Source organism: Variovorax sp. LG9.2, assembly GCF_035018885.1.
In the GTDB taxonomy this organism is placed as follows: Bacteria; Pseudomonadota; Gammaproteobacteria; order Burkholderiales; family Burkholderiaceae_C; genus Variovorax.
Window position 1 is genome coordinate 138,100 of record NZ_JASJXB010000004.1, and the last position, 23,819, is coordinate 161,918.

General features: G+C 65.4%; 18 protein-coding genes. 5 read left to right on the forward strand and 13 right to left on the reverse strand.

Translation table 11 applies throughout. From position 1 onward, the window contains the following. Positions 1–25: 25 nt before the first annotated feature. Genes QN413_RS05855 through QN413_RS05880 form a run of 6 tightly spaced genes read right to left on the reverse strand, consistent with a single transcriptional unit; the run spans position 26 to position 5,495 of the window. Positions 26–1,246, reverse strand: a complete 1,221-nt coding sequence (locus QN413_RS05855; RefSeq protein ID WP_323495688.1) for an MSMEG_0565 family glycosyltransferase — start codon at positions 1,244–1,246, stop codon at positions 26–28. After that, positions 1,239–2,246 (reverse strand): sll0787 family AIR synthase-like protein, encoded by a 1,008-nt coding sequence (locus QN413_RS05860; protein WP_323495689.1) that lies wholly within the window; start codon positions 2,244–2,246, stop codon positions 1,239–1,241. The genes QN413_RS05855 and QN413_RS05860 overlap by 8 nt, the downstream gene beginning before the upstream one ends. Positions 2,247–2,253: 7 nt before the next feature. After that, positions 2,254–2,859 carry an MSMEG_0567/Sll0786 family nitrogen starvation N-acetyltransferase gene (locus QN413_RS05865; protein WP_323495690.1) on the reverse strand — a complete coding sequence of 202 codons (606 nt, stop codon included), beginning with the start codon at positions 2,857–2,859 and terminating at the stop codon, positions 2,254–2,256. Positions 2,860–2,889: 30 nt separating this feature from the next. Then, entirely contained in the window at positions 2,890–3,960 is a 1,071-nt protein-coding gene (locus QN413_RS05870; protein WP_323495819.1) for an MSMEG_0568 family radical SAM protein, read from the reverse strand. After that, entirely contained in the window at positions 3,923–4,999 is a 1,077-nt protein-coding gene (locus QN413_RS05875; RefSeq protein ID WP_323495691.1) for a Nit6803 family nitrilase, read from the reverse strand. Before QN413_RS05875 ends, QN413_RS05870 begins: the two co-directional genes overlap by 38 nt. A 13-nt stretch (positions 5,000–5,012) precedes the next feature. Continuing rightward, on the reverse strand, positions 5,013–5,495 hold the full coding sequence (locus tag QN413_RS05880) for an MSMEG_0572/Sll0783 family nitrogen starvation response protein (protein WP_187053060.1): 483 nt from the start codon (positions 5,493–5,495) through the stop codon (positions 5,013–5,015). A gap of 422 nt (positions 5,496–5,917) precedes the next feature. Here QN413_RS05880 and QN413_RS05885 point away from each other — a divergent pair, with 422 nt between their 5' ends. After that, positions 5,918–7,318 carry a PLP-dependent aminotransferase family protein gene (locus QN413_RS05885; RefSeq protein WP_323495692.1) on the forward strand — a complete coding sequence of 467 codons (1,401 nt, stop codon included), beginning with the start codon at positions 5,918–5,920 and terminating at the stop codon, positions 7,316–7,318. A 278-nt stretch (positions 7,319–7,596) separates the two neighbouring features. Here QN413_RS05885 and QN413_RS05890 read toward each other — a convergent pair whose 3' ends face one another. Genes QN413_RS05890 through QN413_RS05915 form a run of 6 tightly spaced genes read right to left on the reverse strand, consistent with a single transcriptional unit; the run spans position 7,597 to position 12,144 of the window. Then, positions 7,597–8,340 (reverse strand): lysophospholipid acyltransferase family protein, encoded by a 744-nt coding sequence (locus QN413_RS05890; RefSeq protein ID WP_323495693.1) that lies wholly within the window; start codon positions 8,338–8,340, stop codon positions 7,597–7,599. A gap of 16 nt (positions 8,341–8,356) precedes the next feature. Continuing rightward, positions 8,357–9,625, reverse strand: a complete 1,269-nt coding sequence (locus tag QN413_RS05895; protein ID WP_323495694.1) for a dihydroorotase — start codon at positions 9,623–9,625, stop codon at positions 8,357–8,359. After that, positions 9,622–10,584, reverse strand: coding sequence for an aspartate carbamoyltransferase catalytic subunit (locus QN413_RS05900; protein WP_323495695.1), 963 nt, complete (start codon positions 10,582–10,584; stop codon positions 9,622–9,624). The genes QN413_RS05895 and QN413_RS05900 overlap by 4 nt, the downstream gene beginning before the upstream one ends. Continuing rightward, positions 10,584–11,081: a bifunctional pyr operon transcriptional regulator/uracil phosphoribosyltransferase PyrR gene (gene pyrR / locus QN413_RS05905; protein WP_187053065.1), complete on the reverse strand. Its 498-nt coding sequence runs from the start codon at positions 11,079–11,081 to the stop codon at positions 10,584–10,586. The genes QN413_RS05900 and pyrR overlap by 1 nt, the downstream gene beginning before the upstream one ends. Further along, positions 11,078–11,533: a Holliday junction resolvase RuvX gene (ruvX, locus tag QN413_RS05910; RefSeq protein WP_323495696.1), complete on the reverse strand. Its 456-nt coding sequence runs from the start codon at positions 11,531–11,533 to the stop codon at positions 11,078–11,080. The genes pyrR and ruvX overlap by 4 nt, the downstream gene beginning before the upstream one ends. Before the next feature lie 11 nt (positions 11,534–11,544). Continuing rightward, positions 11,545–12,144 carry a YqgE/AlgH family protein gene (locus QN413_RS05915; RefSeq protein ID WP_323495697.1) on the reverse strand — a complete coding sequence of 200 codons (600 nt, stop codon included), beginning with the start codon at positions 12,142–12,144 and terminating at the stop codon, positions 11,545–11,547. Between QN413_RS05915 and QN413_RS05920 the strand changes: the two genes are divergently transcribed. The 4 genes from QN413_RS05920 to QN413_RS05935 all read left to right on the forward strand — a co-directional run bounded on the left by QN413_RS05920 (position 12,145) and on the right by QN413_RS05935 (position 17,585). After that, positions 12,145–13,638 carry a deoxyribodipyrimidine photo-lyase gene (locus QN413_RS05920; protein WP_323495698.1) on the forward strand — a complete coding sequence of 498 codons (1,494 nt, stop codon included), beginning with the start codon at positions 12,145–12,147 and terminating at the stop codon, positions 13,636–13,638. Between the two features lie 159 nt (positions 13,639–13,797). Beyond that, positions 13,798–14,406, forward strand: coding sequence for a hypothetical protein (locus QN413_RS05925; protein WP_323495699.1), 609 nt, complete (start codon positions 13,798–13,800; stop codon positions 14,404–14,406). 84 nt (positions 14,407–14,490) lie between these two features. Then, positions 14,491–16,692 (forward strand): carboxypeptidase regulatory-like domain-containing protein, encoded by a 2,202-nt coding sequence (locus tag QN413_RS05930; RefSeq protein WP_323495700.1) that lies wholly within the window; start codon positions 14,491–14,493, stop codon positions 16,690–16,692. A gap of 8 nt (positions 16,693–16,700) precedes the next feature. Next, complete coding sequence (locus QN413_RS05935; RefSeq protein WP_323495701.1) at positions 16,701–17,585, forward strand: hypothetical protein; 885 nt, start codon at positions 16,701–16,703, stop codon at positions 17,583–17,585. Between the two features lie 33 nt (positions 17,586–17,618). On the opposite strand, the gene QN413_RS05940 is transcribed toward QN413_RS05935, so the two are convergent. Beyond that, the gene (locus tag QN413_RS05940; protein ID WP_323495702.1) at positions 17,619–23,792 is read right to left on the reverse strand and encodes a hybrid sensor histidine kinase/response regulator; all 6,174 of its coding nucleotides are present in this window, start codon (positions 23,790–23,792) and stop codon (positions 17,619–17,621) included. Between the last annotated feature and the right edge of the window lie 27 nt (positions 23,793–23,819).

The following is a 23,819-nucleotide window of genomic DNA, read 5'->3' on the forward strand; positions in this document are numbered from 1 at the left end:
TTTCCTTGTGGTGTCGAGCGATTGCTCAACAGGTCGCGGCAGCGCGTTGCATTGCCGACGCCGGCTCGGCGGACAGGCCCTGCCGGTACAACGTCGCGTGTCGCTCGGCACTGGCGGCCCAGCTGAAGCGGGCGATGAGGCGCGCGGCGGAGCGAGCGATCGCAGCCGGGTCGCGGGAGTTCAGCGCGCGATCGATCGCGTCGGCAATCGATGACGGCTGCTCGGGGTCGGCCCACTGGCAATCGGCCTCGGTGAGGTATTCCGTGAAGGGCGCGATGCGCGACACCACCACCGGCGCGCCGCTCGCCAATGCTTCAAGCACGACCAAACCGAACCCCTCGTTGAGCGACGGCATGGCAACGACATCGGCCAGGCGATAGAGACCGGGCATGTCCGCATCGTCCAGCGGACCGGTCAGCACCACCGGCTGGTTGCGGCCGATGCGCAGTCCACTGGCATCGGCCAACGCCTTGAAGTCGCGCGTGTAGTGCGCGTGGTCGAGCAAGCTGGCACCGCCTGCGATCACCAGTTGCGCATCGGGCCTGCGCGCGCGCAGCAGCACGAAGGCTTCGAGCAGCCGCAGCGTGTTCTTGCGCGCTTCGACGCCGCCCACCGCCAGCACGACTGGCGCCCCCGTGCGCACGCCGAGCCGACGTGCCAGCGCCGCATCGGTGTCATGTGCGGAGGCGCTGAAGCGCTCGCTGTCGACGCCATTGCTCACCTCGGACGCATCGATGCCGTGCTGGCGCCGCAGGATGTCTTGCCACAACCGGCTCACGCAAAACATCTGGCGCGCACGACGAAAGCCGCGCGCCTGCCAGAACATCAACTGCGGCGACGCAAAGACTTCGAGGTGATGCACCGTCCGCGCGAAGCCATCGATCAGCCCTTCGTCTTGCAGGTTGGCCAGCGCGTTGCCGCCGATCGGGTCGTGCGTGTGCAGCACGTCGAACGGCTTCTTTTCGATCAGCGCAGACAAATGGGTGGTGAAGGCCTCGATGCGGCCACCGACCATCTCGACCATGTCGTGGGGCGTGCCACCGACCGGCACGAGTTGCGTCGCGCATCGCATCGGCCTGAAGAAACGTTGACCCGGCGTCGCGGGTGCCATCACCGTCACATCGTGGCCGGCATCGTGCAAGGCATGCGCCAGCTCGATGGTGTGGACCACGCCGCCGCGCGGGTTCACCGAGTGCGTCAACAGGCCGATGCGAAGCGGCTTCTTAAAGTCGAACGCTTCACGCATGGGCCACCTGCGCGTCAGACTCGGAGTCGGCAGCCTCGCAGATGAACGGGTCGCGCTGCAAGTCCCACAGCTCTTCGTGTTGCGAGCCCTGGCGCAACATGAGCTTGCGTGTGGCGTCGACATCGCCAACGACGGTGGCAGCCAGATCGCGCGCTGCAAAGCGCGCGAGCACCGCGTCGACCTTGTCGGGCCGAACGCTGAGCACGAAACCGTAGCTGGGGAACGATGTCAGCCAGCGCAGCAGCGGCACACCGCCAGGCCGCGGAATGGCATCGATGTCGATCGTCGCGCCGACGCCGGAGCATTCGAGCAGCATCAACGCCGTGCCGATGGCGCCGGCCATGCTGATGTCCTTGCCGGCATCGCACAGGCCTTCTTCTGCGAGCAACGGAAGGATCTCAAGATCGGCACGCAAGCGTTCACCGGGCGTCGCGGTCGAGGCGTTCCAGTAGGGGAACGGCTCCTCGTAGGCGCCGCGCAAGTCGATCGCCATCACGAGCCGATCGCCTGGCCGCGCATCGAAACTCGTCAGTAATTTTTTCGCGTGACCAAGGATGGACACGGCCAGCTGGGGACGCTCGCTTCGGTTGTTGCTGTGACCGCCGACGATCGGCACGCCATATTTCGCCGACGCCACCGCCATGCCCTTGAGCATTTCGTCCGCCGGCTGCATGCCCGCACTCCACAGCGCGTTGACGACGGCCGTCGGCCGGCCGCCCATCGCGTAGATGTCGCTCACGTTGACCATCACGCCGCAGTAGCCGGCGAACCACGGCATGCGGGTGATGAAGTCTTCGACCAGGCCCTCGATGGCGAAGAGAAGGTAGCCGCCATTGCCGTCGGGTATGGCTGCGCAGTCGTCGCCGATAGGCACTGCTTGCGACAGGTCGGTCGTCCCGCCCGGGAGCGCCCGGCCGAGTGCGGTGACGATGTCGCTGATGTCGCGCTTGTGCGCGAAGCCGCGCGAGTCGCGCAATGCAGCAACGATGGCGTGCAGCATGGGTGCCCTATTCAAGGCTGCTGCCCTCACCCTGGCCTCTCCCAGACGGAGAGGGAAAAGACGGACGACCCGCGCGGGAGACGAAGCCGCTGATCGGGTCATGGCACGGCGGATAAAAGCGCAAGTCCGGCTGCATCTCCGCATGGGGTCTTCCATGAACCATCAGCGCGCCCGTCGTACGCCAGTGCAGCTTCTGAAACAGCGCCTCGTTCTGCGACTGCACATGCGCCATGAACGTGTTGCACCCCTGCGCACGTGCACGCGTCACCGCCAGCTTGATCAGCGTCGCGCCCAGATGGCCCTGGTTCCTGAACGCCGCGTGCACCGCAAGTCGCGAGCCCCACCAAACGCCGGACGATGCTTCATGGATGCGCACCGTGCCGACCACCTGATCCGGCATGCCACCGATGCAAGACATCGCAACCAGCAACTGTGCGTGCTGATCGATGCCATCACGATCGTCGCCGATGAAGATGCCCTGCTCGATGCAAAACACCGCGCGGCGCAAGGCATGCGCTTCGTCGCGTTCCCAGCGTTGCGCAGCCTCGCGCACGAGGAATTCGACCGGCGCGTAGTGCACCACAGGGTCGACGATGTCATCGATGCAGCTCATGGTGGGCTCCTTCTTTCGAATGGTTTCGAGTCAGGACTCGTACACCGACAGCGAGGAGCAGGCGCCGCATTTTCCGCAGCCGGCCTTGATGTCGCTCGAACGCAGGTTGTGGGCGGCGACGCGCTGGCCCAGCGGCTGGAGGATCGACTTCATGAACTCCGGCGTCGGCGCGGGATGGTCTTCCAACGGGGTGCCACTGATCGGCACGAACGGCACCACGAACGGGTACACGCCCATCGTGAGCAGCGTGTCGCAGATCTCGAGGATGGCTTCGCGCGTGTCGCCGAGCCCGGCCAGGATGTAGGTGCTGACCTGGCCACGCCCGAACACGCCGACCGCTGCCTCGAACGCGCTCATGTAGCGCGAGATCGGCACGCTGGCCTTGCCCGGCATGATCTTCTCGCGCACCGACTGCGTCACCACTTCGAGGTGCATGCCGAGCGTGTCGATGCCAGCCGCCTTCATGCGGTGGAACCACTGGTCGTCGTCCGGCGGTTCGCACTGGCCCTGGATCGGAATGTCGACCGCGGCCTTGATCGCGAATGCGCTCTCGCACAGGATGGCCGCACCGCGGTCGGTCGCGTTGGGCGTGCCAGTCGTCAGCACCATGTGCTTGACGCCGTCGAGCAGCACCGCGGCACGCGCCACTTCGGCCAGCTGCTCGGGTGTCTTGCGCGCCACCGTGCGGCCGGCTGCGAGCGACTGCCCGATCGCGCAGAACTTGCAGGTCTTCTTGCGGCTCTCGTAGCGGATGCAGGTCTGCAGCACCGTTGTCGCAAGGACGTCGGAGCCATGCAGCGTCGCGATGTGCGAGTAAGGCACGCCGTCGAAAGTCTGCATCGAATAGAAACGCGGCTGCTTCGGAAAGCTGATGCTCGCGATGGGAATCGCACCACGCGTGATGGTGCTCATACCCTGCGCGTCGGGTGCCTGCGCGGTGAAGGGCGAGTTCCACGCGGTCGACGTATGCACCGGCACCATGATCGTGTGACCGTCCACCGTGACGGCCTTGTGGTCCGATGGGCCGGCACCGCCGCGGCGGCTGGCCGCGCCGGCCGAAGGATCAACCAGCCGCAACCCGAAGGACTGCAACTCGGTCATCAGTTGCCGGCTCGACGGGGAGGTTGGCGTGGCGGTCGGTATGGTCATAAGGATGTCCGGTGGAAGAAGAAGAACCGAAAGAACCGTTGGAAAGCTCGGCGGCGGCCGGCATGGCGAACGTGGTCGTGGCAGGACGCTCGTTGATCGCCAGGCTCAGCAGTTCGGGCCGCGCGTAGTGGCCGACGGAATCCATCATTCGTTTGCGCTTGGTGATCAGCGCCATGTCGAGGTCGGCGATGACCATGCCTTCGCCGTCGGTCAGCGGCGCTGCGAGGTGCTTGCCTTCGGGCGAGACGATGGCCGTGTGGCAACCGCCGCGCAGCGCCTTCTGCAAACCGGTGTCGGGCGTGATCGCGACGATCTGTTCATCGGTTAACCAGCCGGTCGCGTTCACCACGAAGCAACCCGACTCGAGCGCGTGATGGCGGATGGTCACTTCCATCTGCTCCGCGAAGATTGGCCCGACCAACGAGCCGGGGAACTGCGCGCAATGGATTTCTTCGTGCTGCGCCATCAGCGCATAGCGAGCCAACGGGTTGTAGTGCTCCCAGCAGGCCAGCGCGCCGACGCGGCCGACGGCGGTGTCGACCACCTTGAGGCCGGCCGCATCGCCCTGGCCCCAGATCATTCGCTCGTGGTACGTCGGCGTGATCTTGCGGCGCTTGAGCGCGAGCGTGCCGTCGGCGTCGAACACCAGTTGCGTGTTGTAGAGGCTGCCATGGTCACGCTCGTTGACGCCGAGCACCACCACCACGCCGCGCGCCCGCGCCCGCTCCGCCACGGCCAGCGTGACCGGGCCCGGCACCACCACCGACCGCTCCATCAGCCGGATGTGCGCCGGCCCCTGCTGCACCGGTGGCTGCACGAAGGAGAAGTACGGGTAGTACGGCACGAAGGTCTCCGGAAAGACCATCAGCTGCACGCCCTTGCCCGCGGCCTCATCGATCGCCTCGCACACCTTGTTCAGGGTGCCGTCATGGCTCTCGAAGTCGGGCGATATCTGTACCGCTGCGGCGCGGACGATGCGTGGCGATGTCATGGCAGCGCGACTCTTACAGGGTCCAGGTGTCGAGGATGAAGGCGTTGGCCTTGCGGTGCAGCAGCACGATGTCGAGCACGTCGAGCGGGCTGATCGGCACGATGCCCGGAATCAGCGAGCCTTCGCCATGGCCGTACAGGGCCTGCAGCGCGAAGCGGCAGGCGTAGACCTTGCCGCCCTCTTCCATGAACTTGGTGATCTGCTTGTTGAAGTTCTGATGACCGGGGAAAGCCTCGTCGCCCAGCGTCGGGAAACCGCGCTGCACGCCGAGCGTGACGCCGGGGCCGTACAGCAGGATGGTGGTGTCGAAACCCTTGCGCTTCAGCCGTGTGGCCTGCAGCAGATTGACGAAACCGATCGAGCCTTCGAAGGCGACGGTGTGGAAGGTGACCAGGGCCTTCTCGCCCGGTTCGGCCTTGACGTCTTCGAAGACTTTTTCTTCGTAGTCGACAAGGTGATCGCCAGTGACGTTCGGTGCTTTGGTGACTTTGGGCATGGTGTGTTCCGGTTGAAAATTGGACTGAAAAACGAGAGGGACGATGTGCTGCTCGCCCTTCGAATTCGCACGCTTTGTGCCACTCGAAACCCGTGTGGATGCGATCAACCTGCAATCAATCAATAACAGTGCGCCATCCGGGACATCGAAAGAATTTCAGGCACTGTTTTCAACGACTGGGCGCGCCCTGAAGACAGCCTTGGAGGCCTCGCCATGCACACCGTTGATGCGCTTTCGATGCGATCAATGCACCCGATCAATGGACTTGAATGCACACGTTCGAGGCATTGATCGCTCACCTAAGCCGCATAAGACTCGTTTTGGTCGGCACGGAACCTGCGTCCGCCAATCGCATTCACCGATCGCATCCGATGCGATCAATGGATGCGATCAACTCACCGTGAACCCGCCATGAGCAACACATGACCAAACTCTCGCAGCATTGGCAGCGCAAGCTCGACACGAGCAGCAAGCCCGCCTACCTGTTGCTCGCCGACCTGATTGCCGACGACATCCGTACAGGCCGGCTGACGGCGCGCGACCAGCTCCCCACGCTGCGCGACCTCGCGGTCGATTTGCGGCTCAACTACACGACCGTGGCGCGCGGCTACGCGGAGGCGCGCAAGCGCGGCCTCATCGACTCGCGCTCGGGCACCGGCAGCTTCATACGCGGCAGCAGCCCCGCGCTGCCCTTGCGCGGCGGCAGCGGTGCCGAGATGACGATGAACCTGCCGCCCGAGCCGCAGGACGCCGGCCTGCTCGGACGCATGCACGAGAGCGCCGCTCGCGTGATGGCCGATTCCGACCTGTGGGATCTGCTGCGCTACCAGGACTTCGGCGGCTCCGTGCGCGACCGCGAGGCCGGCATGCAGTGGCTGCGGCCGCGCGTACCCGATTGCCGGCTCGACCAGATGCTGGTGTGCCCCGGCATCCACAGCGTGCTGGCGGCGGTGTTCTCGCAACTCGCACGACCGGGCGAACTGATCTGCGTCGAGGCGCTGACCTATCCGGGCGTGAAGGCGATCTCGACGCAGTTGGGCATCCAGCTGCATGCGCTGCAGCTCGACGAAGAAGGCCCGATGGGCGATGCCTTCGAGCACGCCTGCAAAACGCTCAAGCCCAAGGCGCTCTACGTCAACCCGACCCTCAACAACCCGACCACCGCGACGATCTCTCGCGCGCGTCGCGAAGCGCTGGCCGACATCGCCTTGCGCTACGCCATTCCGATCATCGAAGACGACGCCTACGCGATGATTCCGCGCCAGGTGCCCCCGACGTTCGCCAGCATGGCGCCCGACCTCACCTACTACATCACCGGTTTTTCGAAGACGCTGGGTGCGGGGCTGCGCAACGCCTACGTGCGCTCGCCCAACGCGCGGCAATCGCAACGCCTGGCTGGCGCGCTGCGTGCCACCACCGTCATGGCCTCGCCCATCACCAACGCGCTCGCCACGCTGTGGGTCGAAGATGGCACCGCCGACGAAATGCTGGTCGCGGTACGCAACGAATCGAACGCGCGCCAGGCGCTGGCGGTCAAGCACCTGGCCGACCACGGCATCAACGGCTCCGATCAACAGACCGAGGGCTTTCATTTGTGGCTGCCGTTGACCTCGGCGTGGAGCACCGTCGAATTCGCTTCGTACCTGCGCAGCCAGAACGTCGGCGTGGTCGCGAGCGCAGCCTTCTCTACCGACGGCGCGCCGCCGGACGCGGTGCGCATCTGCCTCGGCGGGCCGATGTCGCGCGAAGAATGCGATCAGGCATTGCGGCTGGTCGCCGATACGCTGACGCATCCGCTGCATCCGCACGCAACGGTGACCTAAGGCACGGACTCGCGCCCAGCCCTGACCGCCTGTAGGCACACGCCGACGTGCGCGGGATGCGTTATCCGGCAGCAAAGGCCCAGGGCAGACCACTAAGGTCGTGGCTCACCAACACACGGAGACCTTCATGAAAAGCATCATCCTTTGGCTGTGCGGCGTCCCGCTCATCGTCATCATCGGTCTGAAGGTTTTCGGCGTCTTTTGAGATCCGACAGGTTCCTCCTCCCGGCGCCTCTCTGGCGTCGTTCCATAGCGCCCTTCGGGGCGCTTTTTTTTGGTCAGAACGTTTCGCGACGAAGTTGTTGAACGTCTTCATGCAGCGACCTCGCCCAACTGCGCCGCTCCCGTCCATACGCCGATTGCGGCTCGCCGAACCGGACGATGGCCAGCAACGGCGGCGCCGTCAGCGTGTTCCACAGCGAGGTAACGAGGTTGTCGTCGTCGATGTAGCGCGGCGCCTGGCTGGTCTCGCCGGTGGCGGCATCGGCAAAGCGAATCGCAGCGGGCTGGATCGGCGCATCGGCTGAGATAGCGGCCTGCATCAGGTTGGCATGGAACGGCAACAACCCGTGGCCATCGCTGGTCGTGCCCTCGGGAAAGATCGCGATCAGGTCGCCCTTGCGCAACGCGTCGGTCATGTGATGCACCACGCGCAGCGCGTCGCGTCGCCGCTCACGCTCGATATAGAGCGACCCCGCGCCGGTCGACAACATGCCGATGAGCGGCCAATGCCTGACGCCAGCTTTCGAGACGAAGCGCACGTGGCGTGCCGCGTGGATCGCGAGGATGTCGAGCCACGACAGGTGGTTGCACACCAGCAGCACCGGCCCGCCCGCAGGTGGCGTGCCCTGCACCGTGAGCTGCACTCCCATGAGCGCCAGCATGCGCGTTGCCCACTGCTGCACGGCCGCCTCGCGTTGCGCCGGGGTCATTGCCGGAAACTTGAAGCGGATGGTCCACCAGCCACCGAGCGCATGGCCGACGGCGCGAAGCAATTTCCAGGAAGCGGAGAGTTGACGCATGCGCGAAGTCGGCGCTTCAGCCGTGAACGAGGCGACCGGCGACGAGCGTATGGCGCGCCCGTCCTCGCAGCGCGTAGCCGGCAAACGGTGTGCTCTTGCCATGGCTGCGCAGCGTCTCGGGCTGCACCTGCCATTCGATCTCGGGGTCGATCACACAGACGTCCGCCACACCGCCTGTCGTCAACTGGCCGGCGCCGGCTGCAGTCAGCAGTCGGGCCGGCGCCGATGTCACGACACGCAACGCGCGCATGAGCCCGACACCGCTCTGCTCACCCCATTGCAGCGCCAGCGGCAGCAGCAATTCGAGCCCCGTCGCGCCCGCTTCGCTCTCAGCGAAGGGCAGCGTCTTGGCATCGGCATCGACCGGCGTGTGGTCGGACACCAGCGCATCGATGGTGCCGTCGGCCAGCCCTGCCGACAACGCATCGCGGTCGCGCTGCTGGCGCAGAGGCGGGTTGAGCCGCGCGCGACTGTCGAAGTAGCCGATGTCGGTGTCTATCAGCAGCAGCGAATTGATGCTGACGTCGCAGGTCAGCGGCAGGCCGGCCGCCTTGGCTTCGCGCACCAGTTGCACACCGGCCGCACTAGAGAGTCGGCACAGGTGCACGCGTGCGCCGGTGCTCTTCATGAGTTCGACGATGGTGAAGATCGCGATGGTCTCCGCCGCCACCGGCACGCCGGACAGGCCGAGCCGCGTCGCGAGCGGGCCGCTGGCCGCGACACCCTTGCCGAGGTCGCGGTCTTGCGGGCGCAGCCATACGGTGTAGCCGAAGGTGCTCGCGTAGAGCAACGCGCGCTGCAGCACTTGCGTGTCGGCCAGAGCCACGTCGGCCTGGGTAAAGCCGATGCAGCCGGCTTCGGTCAGCGCGGCCATCTCGGTCAGCACTTCGCCGGCCAGGTTGCGGGTGAGGGCGCCCAGCGGAAACAGGCGTGCGCCGTTTTGTTTGGATGCGCGAAACCGCAGCATCTCGATCAGGCCAGGCTCGTCGAGCACCGGGTCGGTGTCGGGCAGGCAGACCAGGCTGGTCACTCCGCCCGCGACCGCCGCGGCCATCTCGCTTTCGAGCATGCCCTCGTGCTCAAAGCCGGGCTCGCGCAGGCGCGCTGCGAGATCGACCAGGCCCGGCGCCACGATGCAGCCTGCGGCATCGAGGATGCGATCGGCCTTGAAGCCCGAAACGTCGCCGATGCCGAAGACCTTGCCGTCGGCCAGCGCGACGTCGGCCCGCTGGTCGAAGCCCGATGCCGGATCGATCACGCGGCCGTTTGTTATGAGGATGTTCATGCTTCATTGCCCGCAACGATGCTCATCACCGCCATGCGTACCGCGATACCGAAAGTGACCTGCGGCAGGATCACGCTCTGCCTGCCGTCGACCACAGCGGAGTCGATTTCGACACCGCGGTTGATCGGCCCCGGGTGCATCACGATGGCGTCCGGCTTGGCCAGCCGAAGCTTCTCCGGCGTGAGCCCGTAGGTCTTGAAGAACTCCTGACTCGACGGCAGCAGCGCGCCGCTCATCCGCTCGTTTTGCAGGCGCAGCATGATCACGACGTCGCAATCCTTGATGCCTTCTTCGAGCGTGTGGCACACGCGCACGCCCATCTGGGCCATGTCGTCGGGCACCAGCGTCCGGGGGCCGACCACCCGCACTTCGGCACAACCCAGCGTGGTGAGGCCGTGAATGTCGGAGCGCGCCACGCGCGAGTGCAGAACGTCACCGACGATCGCAACCGTGAGGTTGGTGAAGTCTTTCTTGTAGTGACGGATCGTGTACATGTCGAGCAGCCCCTGCGTCGGATGCGCATGGCGGCCGTCGCCGGCGTTGACCACATGCACATGCGGCGCGACATGTTGCGCGATGAGGTACGGCGCGCCCGATTCGCCGTGCCGCACCACGAACAGATCGGCGGCCATCGCGCTCAGGTTGGCGATGGTGTCGAGCAGCGACTCGCCCTTGGTCGCCGACGAGCGCGCGATGTCGAGGTTGATGACGTCGGCGCTCAGCCGCTTGGCCGCGATCTCGAAGGTGGTGCGAGTGCGCGTCGAGTTCTCGAAGAACAGGTTGAACACGCTCTTGCCGCGCAGCAACGGGACCTTCTTGACCTCGCGGTCGCTCACGCTGGTGAAGTTGGCGGCTGTGTCGAGGATGTGCGTAAGGATGCTCTTGGGCAGCCCTTCGATCGACAGCAGATGGATGAGTTCGCCGTTCTTGTTGAGCTGCGGATTGCGTTTGTAGAGCATCAGCGAGTGGCCTCAACTTGCAAGCTGAACACGCCTGATTCGCTGCGTGCCAAAGCCAGGAGTTGGGTGTCCGGCAACGTCAAATGCGTCGCTGCGAAGTCGGCTGCCACCGGCAGTTCACGCCCACCGCGGTCGACCAGCACCGCAAGCCGCACGCAGGCCGGACGCCCGAAGTCGAACAGCTCGTTGAGCACCGCGCGGATGGTGCGGCCGGTGTAGAGCACGTCGTCGAGCAGCAGCACATCGGCACCGTTCACTTCGAACGGCAACGCGGTTTGCGCGCTCGCAGCCAGGCCGCGGCGCGCGAAGTCGTCGCGATGCATGGCCGACGAGATCACTCCGGGGGCGCCGGGCAGGCCCAGGTCTTTTTGCAGCCGCTCCACCAGCCAGGCGCCGCCGGAAGTGATGCCGACCAGCCTCGTCTCGGGCCGCATCAGCTGCTTTACGCCGGATGTGAGCGCGGTGTAGAGCGCCTCGGCGTCGGGGATCGTGTTCAAGAAAGACTCCTCAGGAATTGCTCCAGGATGATGCAGGCGGAGGCGGCATCGGCATCGCGCGCGCCGGACGCGAGCGCCTCGGTCGTGCTGTAGCGCTCGTCGACTTCGTACACCGGCAGCTTGAAGCGTCCGTGCAGTTGGCGTGCGAACTTCTGAGCACGACGCGTGTTCTCGTGCGCTGCGCCATCGGGATGAAATGGCACGCCGATGACAAGTGCATCGGGCTGCCATTCGCGGATGCGGGCTCCGACCTGAACGAAGCGGGCATCGCCTTCGGCCTTGATGGTGGCCTGCGGCGACGCGGTCTTGAGCAGGCGACTGCCGGTAGCGACGCCCGTGCGCTTCAAGCCGAAGTCGAAAGCCAGGAAGCTCTGAAAATGCGAGGGGACCGGGTCAGCAGAAGGAGCGGAAACGTCACGGGATGAGGCTGTGTTGGCTGGCTCGTTCGACATGACCAAAGCGCTCAGGCGTGACCGGCGTCGGGCGACAGCTTCCAGGCTTCCAGCCCCAGCAACAACAGCGCGCGGTCGTAGCGCTGCTCGATCGGCGTGTCGAAGATGACCGCCGGATCGGCATCGACGGTAAGCCAGCTGTTCTCGGCCAGCTCGGACTCGAGCTGCCCCTGCTCCCAGGCCGCATAACCGAGCGACACCAGCACCTTGCGCGGCCCGGCGCCGGTCGCCAGCGCTTCGAGCACGTCTTTCGACGTCGTCATTTCAAGGCCACCCGGAATCGTCATGGTCGATGCATAGACCGACTCCTCGGGCTTGTCGCCTTCCGCGAACACCGGCTCGTGCAGCACGAAGCCACGTTCGGTCTGCACCGGGCCACCCTGGAAAACCGGCGCCTCACCCAGTTCGGGTCGACTCAGATGCAGCTCGATCTTTTCGAACAGACCCTTCAAATTCATGTCGCTGGGCTTGTTGATCACGAGGCCCAGCGCGCCGCGTTCGCTGTGTTCGCACAGGTAGATCACGCTGCGCCTGAATGCCTTGTCTGCCAGACCGGGCATCGCGATCAGGAAATGATGCGTCAGGTTCATCGGGGCAGAATCAGAAGCCATATGCCTCCCATTTTACTGGCCGTCGACAAAGCCTATCCCAAAGGGCTGATGTGGTTCCGTCGCGATCTGCGCGTGGACGACAACGCAGCGCTCTATCACGCACTGCGCAGCTGCCGGCAGGTGCTGTGCGTGTTCGTGTTCGATCGGGCCATCCTCGACGCCTTGCCGAGCGCCGATCGACGGGTCGAATTCATCCGCGAATCGCTGGTGGAGCTCGATGCGGAGCTGCGTACCCTGGGCAGCGGGCTGATCGTTCGGCATGCGGTCGCGGCCGACGAAATCGCGGCGCTGGCCCACGCACTCGAAGTGCAGGCCGTGTTCGCGAATCGCGACGATGAGCCGGCAGCGCTCGAACGTGACGCCAAGGTGTTCGGCGCGCTGGCCAACGCCGGCGTCACGTATCACACCTACAAAGACCAGACCATCTTCGAGCGCGACGAGGTGCTCACCAAGACCGGTCAGTCGTACACCGTGTTCACGCCCTACAAGCGCGCCTGGCTCGCCAAGCTCGAAGCTTTCTATCTGAAGCCGTATCCGGTACGCCACTACGCCGATGCACTGGCACCGCCGCCCGAATCGCATCGTGCCGGCGTACCGACGTTGAAGGCCATCGGCTTCGAGAAGACCAACCTCGCCGAGCTCGAAATCCCCACCGGCACCCAGGGCGGCGCAGCGCTGTTCGACGACTTCTTTCAGCGCATCGACCGCTACGACGCGTCGCGCAACTTTCCGGCGGTGCGCGGCCCGAGCTACCTGAGCGTTCATCTGCGCTTCGGCACGGTGTCGATCCGGCAACTGGCCGGCGTGGCACATCAACTCGCGCTGCAAGGCGACGTCGGGGCCGCGACCTGGCTCAGCGAACTGATCTGGCGCGACTTCTACTTTCAGGTGCTGGCGTTCAACCCGCGCATTGGCGAGGGCAAGAGCTTCAGACCCGAGTACGACAAAATCATCTGGCATCACGGCAAGCATGCCGACGGGCTCTTCGACGCCTGGTGCCAGGGCCGAACCGGCTACCCCTTGATCGACGCGGCCATGGCGCAGATCAACCAGACCGGCTACATGCACAACCGGCTGCGCATGGTGGTGGCGAGCTTTCTGTGCAAGGACCTGGGACTGGACTGGCGTCGCGGTGAGGCCTACTTCGCACTGCACCTGAACGACTTCGAGCTCGCCTCCAACAACGGCGGCTGGCAGTGGGCGAGCTCCAGCGGTTGCGATGCGCAACCTTACTTTCGAATCTTCAATCCGGTCACGCAGAGCGAACGCTTCGACCCGGAAGGCAAGTTCATCCGGCGTTATTTGCCTCAGATTTCAAAGCTATCGAACACGTCGATCCACGCGCCATGGAATGCCACGCCAGTGGAGCTCGAAGCCGCCGGCATCGTGCTGGGCGAGGGCTATCCGAAACCCGTCGTCGACCACGCCGAGGCGCGCGAACGCACGCTGCAGCGCTACGGCGTGGTGCGCAGCAAGGCCACTGCCGCGAACTGAGGCAGTCATGGGCATCCGGAGCAAGCAGAGCTGGCGGGTCGCCCGGCAAGGCCGCCTCGCTGGGTGCGGGTGCTTACCTATGTCGTACGAAAGATTGCATATCAGGCGATCTCAAGGTAATTTATCGGCCAGAGGGGATACAAAAACCGAGGAGATTTCATGGCGATGCTGTCCGCGTATCGACGCGCAGCGGCTGACCAGTGGCTGGCCTCCGCCGACGCGGCCTTCGGCGCACTCGACGAGGCCATTTGTCTGGTCAGCGGCAACGGTGCGCTCCTGCATCTCTCCGCCAAAGCGCGCGAGTGGCTGGAGCCGACGGGAGGCCTTCAAGTAAGGCAAGGTCGGCTCTGGCATCCAGTCGCAGGCATGCGCGACGCCTTGCAGGGCGCACTGCGACAAGTTGCAACGCGGCCCACCACCTCGCATCTGGCGACAACCGGAAGCCGCGACGGTGCCTGCCTCCACCTGGACCTCGCGCGCGCCGATGTGAGCTTGCGCATGGGCGATGAATCCATGGTGTTCGTTCGCATGCGCCGCGGCCGTCCCTCTGCCCTTGCAAGTGCCGACGGGCTTTGCACGACCTTCAACCTGACGCCGGCCGAGGGCCGCGTGCTCGCAGCGCTGATCGATGGCGAATCGCCAGCCGACCATGCGCGCTCCTACGGCACATCGATCCACACGGTGCGAAAGCAGATCGCGGTGCTGATGGAAAAGATCGGCTGCACGCGCCAGATCGATCTGGTGAGGACCGGGCTTGGGGCTCTTTAGCTTCGTATTCGGCGTCATCAGTTTGCGGGATGCCGGCGGCGGGTCGCAGCCCTAATGTGAGCCTCCCAACAAAGGAGAAGATGCATGACAACCGTTCGCCCTCTGGCCGCCTGTCCACGCGCGCCTGCCCGCTCTGATCGCTCCGGTGCCTTCGCCGAACCATCGCATCTCCGACGCCTCGGATGGGCGGTCACCGGCGCTGCAGCGCTAGCAGTTTCCGGATGCGGCGGCGGTGGCGGTGGCTACAACTTCCCGGTGATCGGCGCGACGCCAGCACCCTCTCCTGCACCGTCGCCAGTTCCCGCTCCGGCACCGGCACCGGCGCCTGCCACGTCCAGCCTGACCGGCGTTGCCGCCACCGGTGCCGCATTCGCGGGCGCGCATCTCACGGTGGTCGACAAGACCGGCACGACCGTGTGCGACACGACCACCACGCCACAAGGCACCTACAACTGCACCCTGCCGGCGACGACGCAGGCGCCACTGGTCATCACCGCGCGACGCGACGACCAGGTGCTCTACAGCGTGACCGCCAGCACCACGGGCGGCACTGCCAACGTGACGCCGCTCACCACCATCGTGGTATCGCGCCTGTCGCCTGTGGGGGATCCATCTCAATTGGCAGCGGCGATCAAGTCTGCAGCCAAGGTGGTCGACGAGGCCAGCATCAAGGCCGGCGTTGCCGAGTTGCTCTTGTTGTTGAAGCCGCTGCTCGATGTGCTCGGCGACAAGATCGACCCGATCACCGGCGCATTCAGCGCCGACGGCACCGGGCACGACCGCGTGCTCGATTCTGTATCGGTCAGCGTTCGGCCCGACGGCACTGCGGCCAACATCGAGATTACGCTGCGGCTGTTGCCGACCGGCGGCACCGACACGGCGCCGGTGTCGATCACCTTCCGCAGCAGCGACGCGACACCGCCCACGCTGCCTCCCATCACCCCGTCGCAACTGCCGACACCGGGCGTGGCCGAGGCCATCGCTTCGCTGCTGACGCGCTTGACCGCCTGCTACGCGCTGCCGCTGTCACAACGTGTGAATGCACCCAACGACACGGCGGCAGTGACGGGTGGACCTGCCAACGTCATCGCGCCGGCGTGCCGCACCGTGTTCTTAGGCGACGACCCGGCCAGCTACCTCAGCGGCGGCAGCAAAGTCGGGCGCGACATCAATAACGCCGGTTCGTTCGCAGGCCTGTTCCGCCCCGGTGCCACCGGCGTGGTGTTCGACCAGGGCGCCATCGGCTTCTACCGCCCCAACGGCGACGTGGTGCTGAAGTACCACACGATTGACGTGCTGGGCAACGCGACCTTCGACACGCTGGTCGCACGCTCGGTCGGTGGTGTGTTGAAGCTCATCGGCAACCAGTATGTCTACAGCGCCAGCGTGCGGCCGTCGGTCGAAGACAGGGAGTTCATCAACTCGCCGGCCTTCGATTACGTGGCGACGGGCTACAACCTGTTCGTCGCCAACATCAACGACAGCGGTGGCAATCCACTGTTCGCCAAGGTGCTGGTCACCGCGCCCGATGGTCAGGTCTACACGCTGAAACCGACGGTCGGCAACTCATACCTGGGGCTGACAAACTCGGTGGGCGTCCTTGTCAGCGTGACCTCGATCCTGCGTCTGGCAGCGCAGTACAGGAACAGCGCCACGACGGGCAATCCGGCGGACAAGGAAGCCAGTCTGTTTCTCGGTCCGGCGCAGTTGAACGACGCGCAACTGGTCGCGCTGCGCGACGAAGGCGTGTGGTCGATGGAGTTTTTCCACGTCGATACGACCAAGGCGAACGTGATGCAGAGCTACCGCACCCTCAAGCGTGCGCCGACGCGGGGCGAAACCCTGCAGCTCAAGTTCCTCGCGTTGACGCCGGAGGCGCGGTCCACGCTGGTGTCGATCACGTCGGTCAGCAAGTCGCTCACCTTCGGTGCACCCAGCGCGACGGTGCCCAACGTGTTCGACTTCAGCATCGCCGGCCAACCCGCCTGGTCTGTTCCCGAAGGCAGCGTGCCAGCCATCAACTTCACGATCTTTGGCCGCGCTCCGACCGTGGGCGGCGTAGCTGGCGCCCGATTCGACGATGGTGCAGGCCTAGCGTCCCAGGCACGCACGGCCAAGGTGTTCTGCACGCCGCAAAGCATTGGCGATCCACATTGCGACACCGCCACCACCGGCGTATTGCAGTACGCGCAGGGCACCAGCTTCAACTACATGCAACTGAACTCGCGCAGTCGGGACCAGCTCGAGCTGTTCAAGGGCATCGCGTTCTATACGTACACACCATGAAAGTTGCCATGCGCGCACCTTCGAATTCACCGCTTCAGATGGCCGGCCTCGCGCTGCTGTGGGCGCTGGGCGCTGGCGCCGCAGCAGCGGCCGAACCAATCATCAGCGCGCAGGAACTCATCGATAAAGGCGCTCTTCGGCTGCCGGCCGATGCGGTGAAGGCTCTACTGGCAGCAGGGGCGGGCATCGAAACGATCGCGCCGGCCAGCGGCAATACGCGGCGCTGGACCAACGAACCCGACGGCAACTTCGTTGCTTCGAGCAGGGGAAAGCTGGGAACGAACTCGACCGCCCAAGGAACCTGGAAGGTGACAGACAGCGGCCTCTACTGTGTCGAAATTGCGTGGAAGGGCGGCGGCGAGCAGTGGTGCCGTGCCGTCTATCGACTCGACTCCGCGACCTATCTGGCGCCAGCGGATCTGCCAAAGAACGCTGACAAACAGTACGGGATGTTGACGGTCGCTGGACAGGCCGGCGCGGTCGCTGCCGCAATGGCCAGCGCGCCCATCTCCGTTGCCGCGCCCGTCGCGGTGGCCGCGCCCGCCTCCACCGCACCGTCGGCCGCAGCAGCGGCCAAGGGCGCGCGAAGCTACCTGGACAAGGCACAGGTCGAACAGACATTCATCGGCAAGTCGATGGTCTTCAAACGCGGCAACGAAATGGTGCAGTGGGAGCTGCGGGCCGACGGCCAGCTGTTCGCAACCAATCGCACACGCGGGAGCCGGGACGCAGCCGCATGGCAGCTCGCCGACGACGGCAAGCTGTGCGTCAAGTGGCGCGGCAGCTCGCAGGACGGCTGCCGCTACTACTACAAAGAGGGTGACAAGTTTTCGATCACCGAAACCAATCAGCCCAATGCCGCAGCCGTAGCCGAGATACAGGAAATTCAGTAGCCGCGGCCGAGGCCGGGCCACCCAAGCGCACGCTCAGATTGCAGCCGCCAGCGCAGCCTCGCTGGTGTAGCTGCGCACCAGTCGCAGCAACTCGTCTTCGGAATATGGCTTGCCGAGGTAGTGGTTCACACCCAGTGTGCGGGCGTGGTCGCGGTGCTTCTCGGCGATGCGCGAGGTGATCATGATGATCGGCAGGTCGGCCAGCGACGCGTCGGCGCGAATGTTGCGCGCCAGGTCGAAGCCGTCCATCCGCGGCATCTCGATGTCCGACAGCACGACCGAGGGCCGCTCCTGCTGCAATCGTTCGAGTGCCTGCAGACCATCGGCCGCCAGCGCGACCCGATAGCCTTCGCGTTGCAGCAAGCGCTGCGTCACGCGGCGCACGGTGATCGAGTCGTCGACGACCAGCACCAACGGCACTTGTGCGGGTGCTTGCGGCAACATGACGACCTGCGCCGTACCGCCTTCGGCCGAGCCCGCAACACGGGCTGCTTCCGCACCGACGCCACCCGCAGCCTGCAGCTGCCGTGCCAACTCGCCATGCACCGCCGCCAGCGCGACCGGGTTGTAGAGCAGCGCGACCGCGCCCGATGCCAGCACCGAGATGCCCGCCATGCCCGGCAACCGCGAGAGTTGCGGGCCAAGGTTCTTGACCACGACTTCCTGGTTGCCCAGCACTTCGTCCACATGCAGCGCCACGCGTTGCGCCGCGCTTCGCACGATGACGATGGTGTTGTGTTTGCCCGGCGCCCGCTCGCTGCGTGCCGACGATTGCAACAACGCACCCGCCCAGTAGAACGGCACCTGCTCGCTACCGAACGGGTAGCTCTGCGACAGGTAGGCCGACTCGACGTCGGAACCACCCACGCGCTGCACCAGTTCGACCAGGCTCGACGGCACGCCGATCGACACCGCGCCGGCCCGCATCATCACCACGTGCGTCACCGCGGTGGTAAGCGGCAGCACCAGCTTGAAGCTCGTGCCGGCGCCCGTCGCGGTGCGCGTTTCGATGCGACCGCCGAGCGCGGCGACATTTGCGCGAACCACGTCCATGCCGATGCCCCGGCCCGCCAGTTCCGACACCTGATCGGCCGTGGAGAAACCGGCCTTGAAAATCATCTCGGACGCTTGGTCCACCGTAAGCTGTTGGCCTTCCTCGATCAGGCCGAGTGCGCGGGCGCGAGCAGTGATGCGCTCGTGGTCGAGGCCCGCACCATCGTCCTTGAAGGTGACCGACACGTCGTTGCCTTCATGCTGCAAGTCGATGAGGATCAGGCCGCTGGCTTCCTTGCCGGCTTTCTCTCGCAAGGCAGCGTCTTCGATGCCGTGGGCCACGCAGTTGCGCAGCAAATGTTCGAACGCCGGCGTCATCCGTTCAAGCACGCCGCGGTCCATCTCGATCGTGCCGCCGGTGATGTCGAGGCGCACCTGCTTGCCGGTGTCCTTGGAGGCCTGCCGCACCACGCGGTAGAGGCGGTCGGACAGACCCTCGAACTCGACCATGCGCGTGCGCAAGAGTCCGCGTTGCAGCTCGCGGGTTTGCCGTGCCTGCGCGCTCAAGTCGTCTTCCGTCGCCTGCACGGTTTTCTGCAGCGTGCGCTGCACCGTGGCCACGTCGTTGACCGACTCGGCCATCATGCGGGTCAGTTCCTGCACGCGGGTGAAGCGGTCGAACTCGAGCGGATCGAAGCCCTGTTGCGAATCCTTGGCCTGGGCCAAGCGAGACTGCATCTGGCTTTCGGCCTGCACTTCGATGTCACGCAACTGCTGACGCAAGCGGTCCAGGTTGCCGGTCAGGTCGCCGAGCGAACTGCGCAGCTGGCCCAGCTCGGCTTCCAGCCGCGAGCGCGTGATGATGACCTCGCCGGCCTGCGCGACCAGCCGATCGAGCAGTTGCGTACGGATGCGAACCTGCTGGGTCGACGAGGCGCGCAACGGCACCAGCGCAGACGGCGTAGGCAGTGCAGCCTTGGTTTTGACGAGCGCAGGCGTTTCGACCGCATTGACCGCATCGACCGTATCGATTCCTTCGGAGAACAGATCCGCGTCCGCTTCGTCAGCCGCGTTCGGCAACGGCTCGGCGGGCTTGGCAGCGCTGACCAGCGGCATCGCCGCAGCGGTCGCGGCCTTCTGTGCGATCTCCGCCTGCGTTGCCGCATCGTCTGCGCGCAAGGCATCGAAGGTGGCTTGCAAACCGTCGAAGCGACCCAGCAAACGCTCGACCGACTCGGTATCTGCACCGGCGCTGCCGACGTACTCGATCTCCGATTCCATACGGTGCGCGCGCTCGCCCAGGCGCATGGCGCCGGCCAGACGCGCGCTGCCCTTCAGGGTGTGCAGCGTGCGCAGCACCGACGCCCGCGGCGCCGTGTCTTCAGGCCGCTGAGCCCATTCGCGCAGCGCGGTGCCGAGTTGCGGAAGAAGCTCTGCCGCCTCTTCTTCGAAGATGGGGAACAGGTCGACGTCGACCGCGTCCGCCAGATCGATCGCGTCTTCAGAATCCTCCATCGCGACGTTGGGCACATGGGCTGCTGAGTCGGCTTCGGTCGAGGCCGAGAAGCCGGAGGGGCGATCGGCGTGCTCTGCCGGAGCCAAGACCTGTTCGACCCTGGCCTCCACAGGCTCTACCGGCATCAGCGACTCGGCCACTTCGCGCAGCGCCTTGACGGTTTCATCGGCAGGCTCTTTGAGGAAGCCGGCAGCGAATTGATGGAGCAGGCGCCGGAGCTCTTCGGCCGCAGCGACCAGCACCGCGCCTTGTGCCTCGGTGCCGCTGCCTTGCATGTGCAGATGCTGCAGCGCCGCTTCGAACAGGCGAGCCATGCCGGACAAGCTCTGAAAGCCGACGGTGGCCGAACTGCCCGCGAGCGAATGCGCCAATCCGATGGTCGAGTCGGCCACTTGCGTGTGCGGCTCCATCGCCCACTCGCCGACCTGGTTGGCGAGCTGGCGCGACCATTCGTCGGCTTCGTTCAGATAGACGTTGTAGAGCGCGATGCCGATGCGCAGCGGGCCGATCGCCTTGACCGCATCGTCGGCGCCCGAGGCATGGGCCGCATCGATATAGACGGAAGGCGGCACGATCTCAGGCAGCACCTCCGGCGCTTCGACCTTCGCCACGGGCTGGACGACCGGCTCGACCGGCAGCGCCATGGAGGGCTCGCCGGCCGACTTGAGCAACGGCTCGTCGGACGGCCCGGACAGCAATGGACTGAACACGGGTTCGACGCCGCGCTCGAATTCCGCGGTCGATGATTCGCCGAACTCGCGGGGCGCCGAGAAGGCCGTCGTTTCGCGGCTCGGCTCCAACGGCGACTGGGCTGTCGCGAAGAAATCGATCTCGTCGTTGCCGAGGAAAAAAGCCGGGTCGGCAACCCGCTCGCGATCGCGCTCTGGCGCCGGATCGAACTGCGTCGGCTTGGCGTCGAAATCGAGAAAGTCGGTCGATGCGAAGTCGTCGTCGGAGTGGTCGAGCCGCGGTGCAGCCGGACGATCTTCGGCGGCGTCCTTGGCTTCTTTGCCAGCTTCCTCGGCAGACGCAGGCTTCGAGAAATCGAACTCCAGCGGCGCGTCGTAGGCCGTTGTGAGGAAGTCGAGATCCGGCAATTCCGGCATCAATGCGTCGGGCTCGCTCGGCGTTGCTGTCGCTGCAGCCGGCGGCTCGGCAGCGATCTGTCGCGCCGCAATAGCCAGCGCATCGGCGTCGGCCGCACGCGTCGGCATTGCCGCGATCGGCTCGCCCGACCGCAGCGCCTCGGCCATTGTCCGGAAAGGAACAGCTTGCCAGTTGTGCGGTTCGCCGGAGGCAACGGCCTCGACCCACTTCGCGAAATCCTGCAGCGCCCTGCCGGTGCCTTCGATCAATTCCGGCGTTTCGGCGCGCTGGTCTGCGAGCCAGGTGTTCAGCACCTGCTCGAAGGCCCACGCGGCTTCACCGAAGTCCATCAACCCGACCATGCGCGAGCTGCCCTTGAGCGTATGGAACGCACGGCGCAGCACGGTCAGTTCTCCGCCTTCGGCCGCGTCGCGGCGCAATGCAGACACCGCGGCCAGGCCGTTGTGCAGCACTTCGCGCGCTTCGTCCAGAAAGATGTTTTGCAGGTCTTCTTCTTCGAGCTCGGTGACCTCGGTGTCGGGCATCGAATGTTCGAGCGGCGCCGGTCCGGTGATCTTCGAGGTCCAGCTGTCGGTGGCGCGGCTGAACTCTTCGAGCGGGGAAACTTTCTTGCGGCTCGGCGCTGCGAGTGCGGCCAGTTTGGCCGCAATTTGTGCGTCCACTTCTTCCACGCTGAGCTTGGCGTCGTACGCGGCTTTGGCGGCGACCGGCGCTGCAGGAAGCGTTACAGAGGGCGCTGGCGAATGCGACGAAACGTCGTGCAACACGGGCGCAGCAGCAGGCGCGATCGACACCGGCACCGGCGCTTCGGGCACCGAGTCGGTCCCTTGCCGGCCCATCAACGGCTTCAGCTCGCCGGTTGCCGCGTCGAACACGAACAAACGCTTTGCCAGCGCCGGCTGGTAGCCCAGCATGTCGATCAGAAAACCGAGCGCGCCGAGGTTGTTGCCGAGCGAATCGAAGCTGCGCGTCTCTTCGGCCGACGATTCTTCGATGGTCGAATCGCGGGCCATCAGGTTGTCGACGTTGTCCCGCATGCGCTGCACGGTTTGCGCAGCCTGGTCGAGCCCGAGCACCGAGAAGACACCGCGCATTTGCAGCAGCTGGCTCGGCACGGTGCGCAACGAACTCTTGTCGCCCGGCCGACGGAAAAACTGGTCGAGCGATTTTTCAAGCTCGCTCAAATGGGAGCGCAACTCATCGACCACGGTGCCCATGGTCTGCCGATCGCTCACGCGTCGGTAGAGCTCTTCCATCCACGGTTCGAGCGGCTCCGAATGGCCGCCTTCACGAGCACGGTCGATGCGACCCGCGAGCTGCACAGTGCGCGCGGTCAGTTGCCGATCATGCGGGTCGAGGTCTTCGAAAGCCGCTTCCAGGTACAGCACCGAGGTCGCGACTTCCATGGCGAGTTCGGTGGCCGGCGGCTGCCCGGCGCGGAGCGAATCTTCGACCGCGTTGTTCAGCGCCTGCACCATCGGTGCACTGGGCGGATGCAGCTTGCCGAGCGACTCTCCCAACTGCGCGAAGGTGTCTGCCACCTGCCGCATGCGGGTCATGTCGCCACCCGACAGCGCCGACCACATTTCCTTGGCGGCCTCGATGCGTTTGCGCGCCTGCACCAACACCAGCGGATCAAAACGACCGAACTGTTCGACGGTGTAGTCGACGTGTTGCTCGGCTTCGAGGCCCCAGGCCGCACGCACGGCGCGCAAGGTCAGGGCTTCGTCGCGGGCGGTGGGCACGGCCTGTCCACAGAAGAACAGCAGGTCTTGCCCGAGTCGGTCCGACACGGTGTTGTCACCACGGGCGAGCGTGGCGTACTGCAGCAGCACACGCGAGGCGGCGCGCTTGACGTACACATCGGCGGGCATCAAGGCCAGGGAAAGCGATTCGAAGAATGCAGCGGCCAACGTCCAGAAACTTCGAACGCGAGAAATGGTGGCGCCGCGCGCGAGCCCGAGGCACAGCGCACTCAAGCGACGCGCAGCAGCGTCGTCGCCGGTCTTGACGACCTTGAGCACTTCGCGGTCGAGCTTGGATCGCACCGCCGGGTCGTAAACCAGCGTGGGCTGCCGGTCAGATGCCTCGATGTCGACCCAGCGAAACGGCAGGCTCCAGAGGTCGGCCGGATGAACACGTTCATTGCCCACCAATTCGAGCACGTCGCGATACTGCGGAAACAGCGCGATCGGCGACACCGTCTTGCCCGACAACATGGCACTCAGAAAGTCAGTGACAGCAAAACCGGCCTTGTCGATTTTTTGTACAGCGGCTTCGTTGCAGCGCGTCGGCTCCGCGACGAAGCTCTGCACGGCGAACTCCATCGCGCCCAGCACCAGCGCCGGCGCGGCATGACCGACCATCTGCAACGCGCCCACGGCTTGATGCAGTTGCTGACGCGCGAGCCGCAGCGGCCCGGCATCGAGCTCGGGCACCGTGCCCGATTCGCGCGAGAAACGGCGCAGCGATTTGCTGACGCCGTCGATCGATTTCTGGATTTCACCCAAGACCCAGGCCAGCGGTCCAAGGTCTTCGGTGGCCGGCGCGTTGCCGGCGACATGAGCGGTGGCAGGGCTTAGGGTCGACACGATGTTTTCTCGGCGTGTATTTTTTTT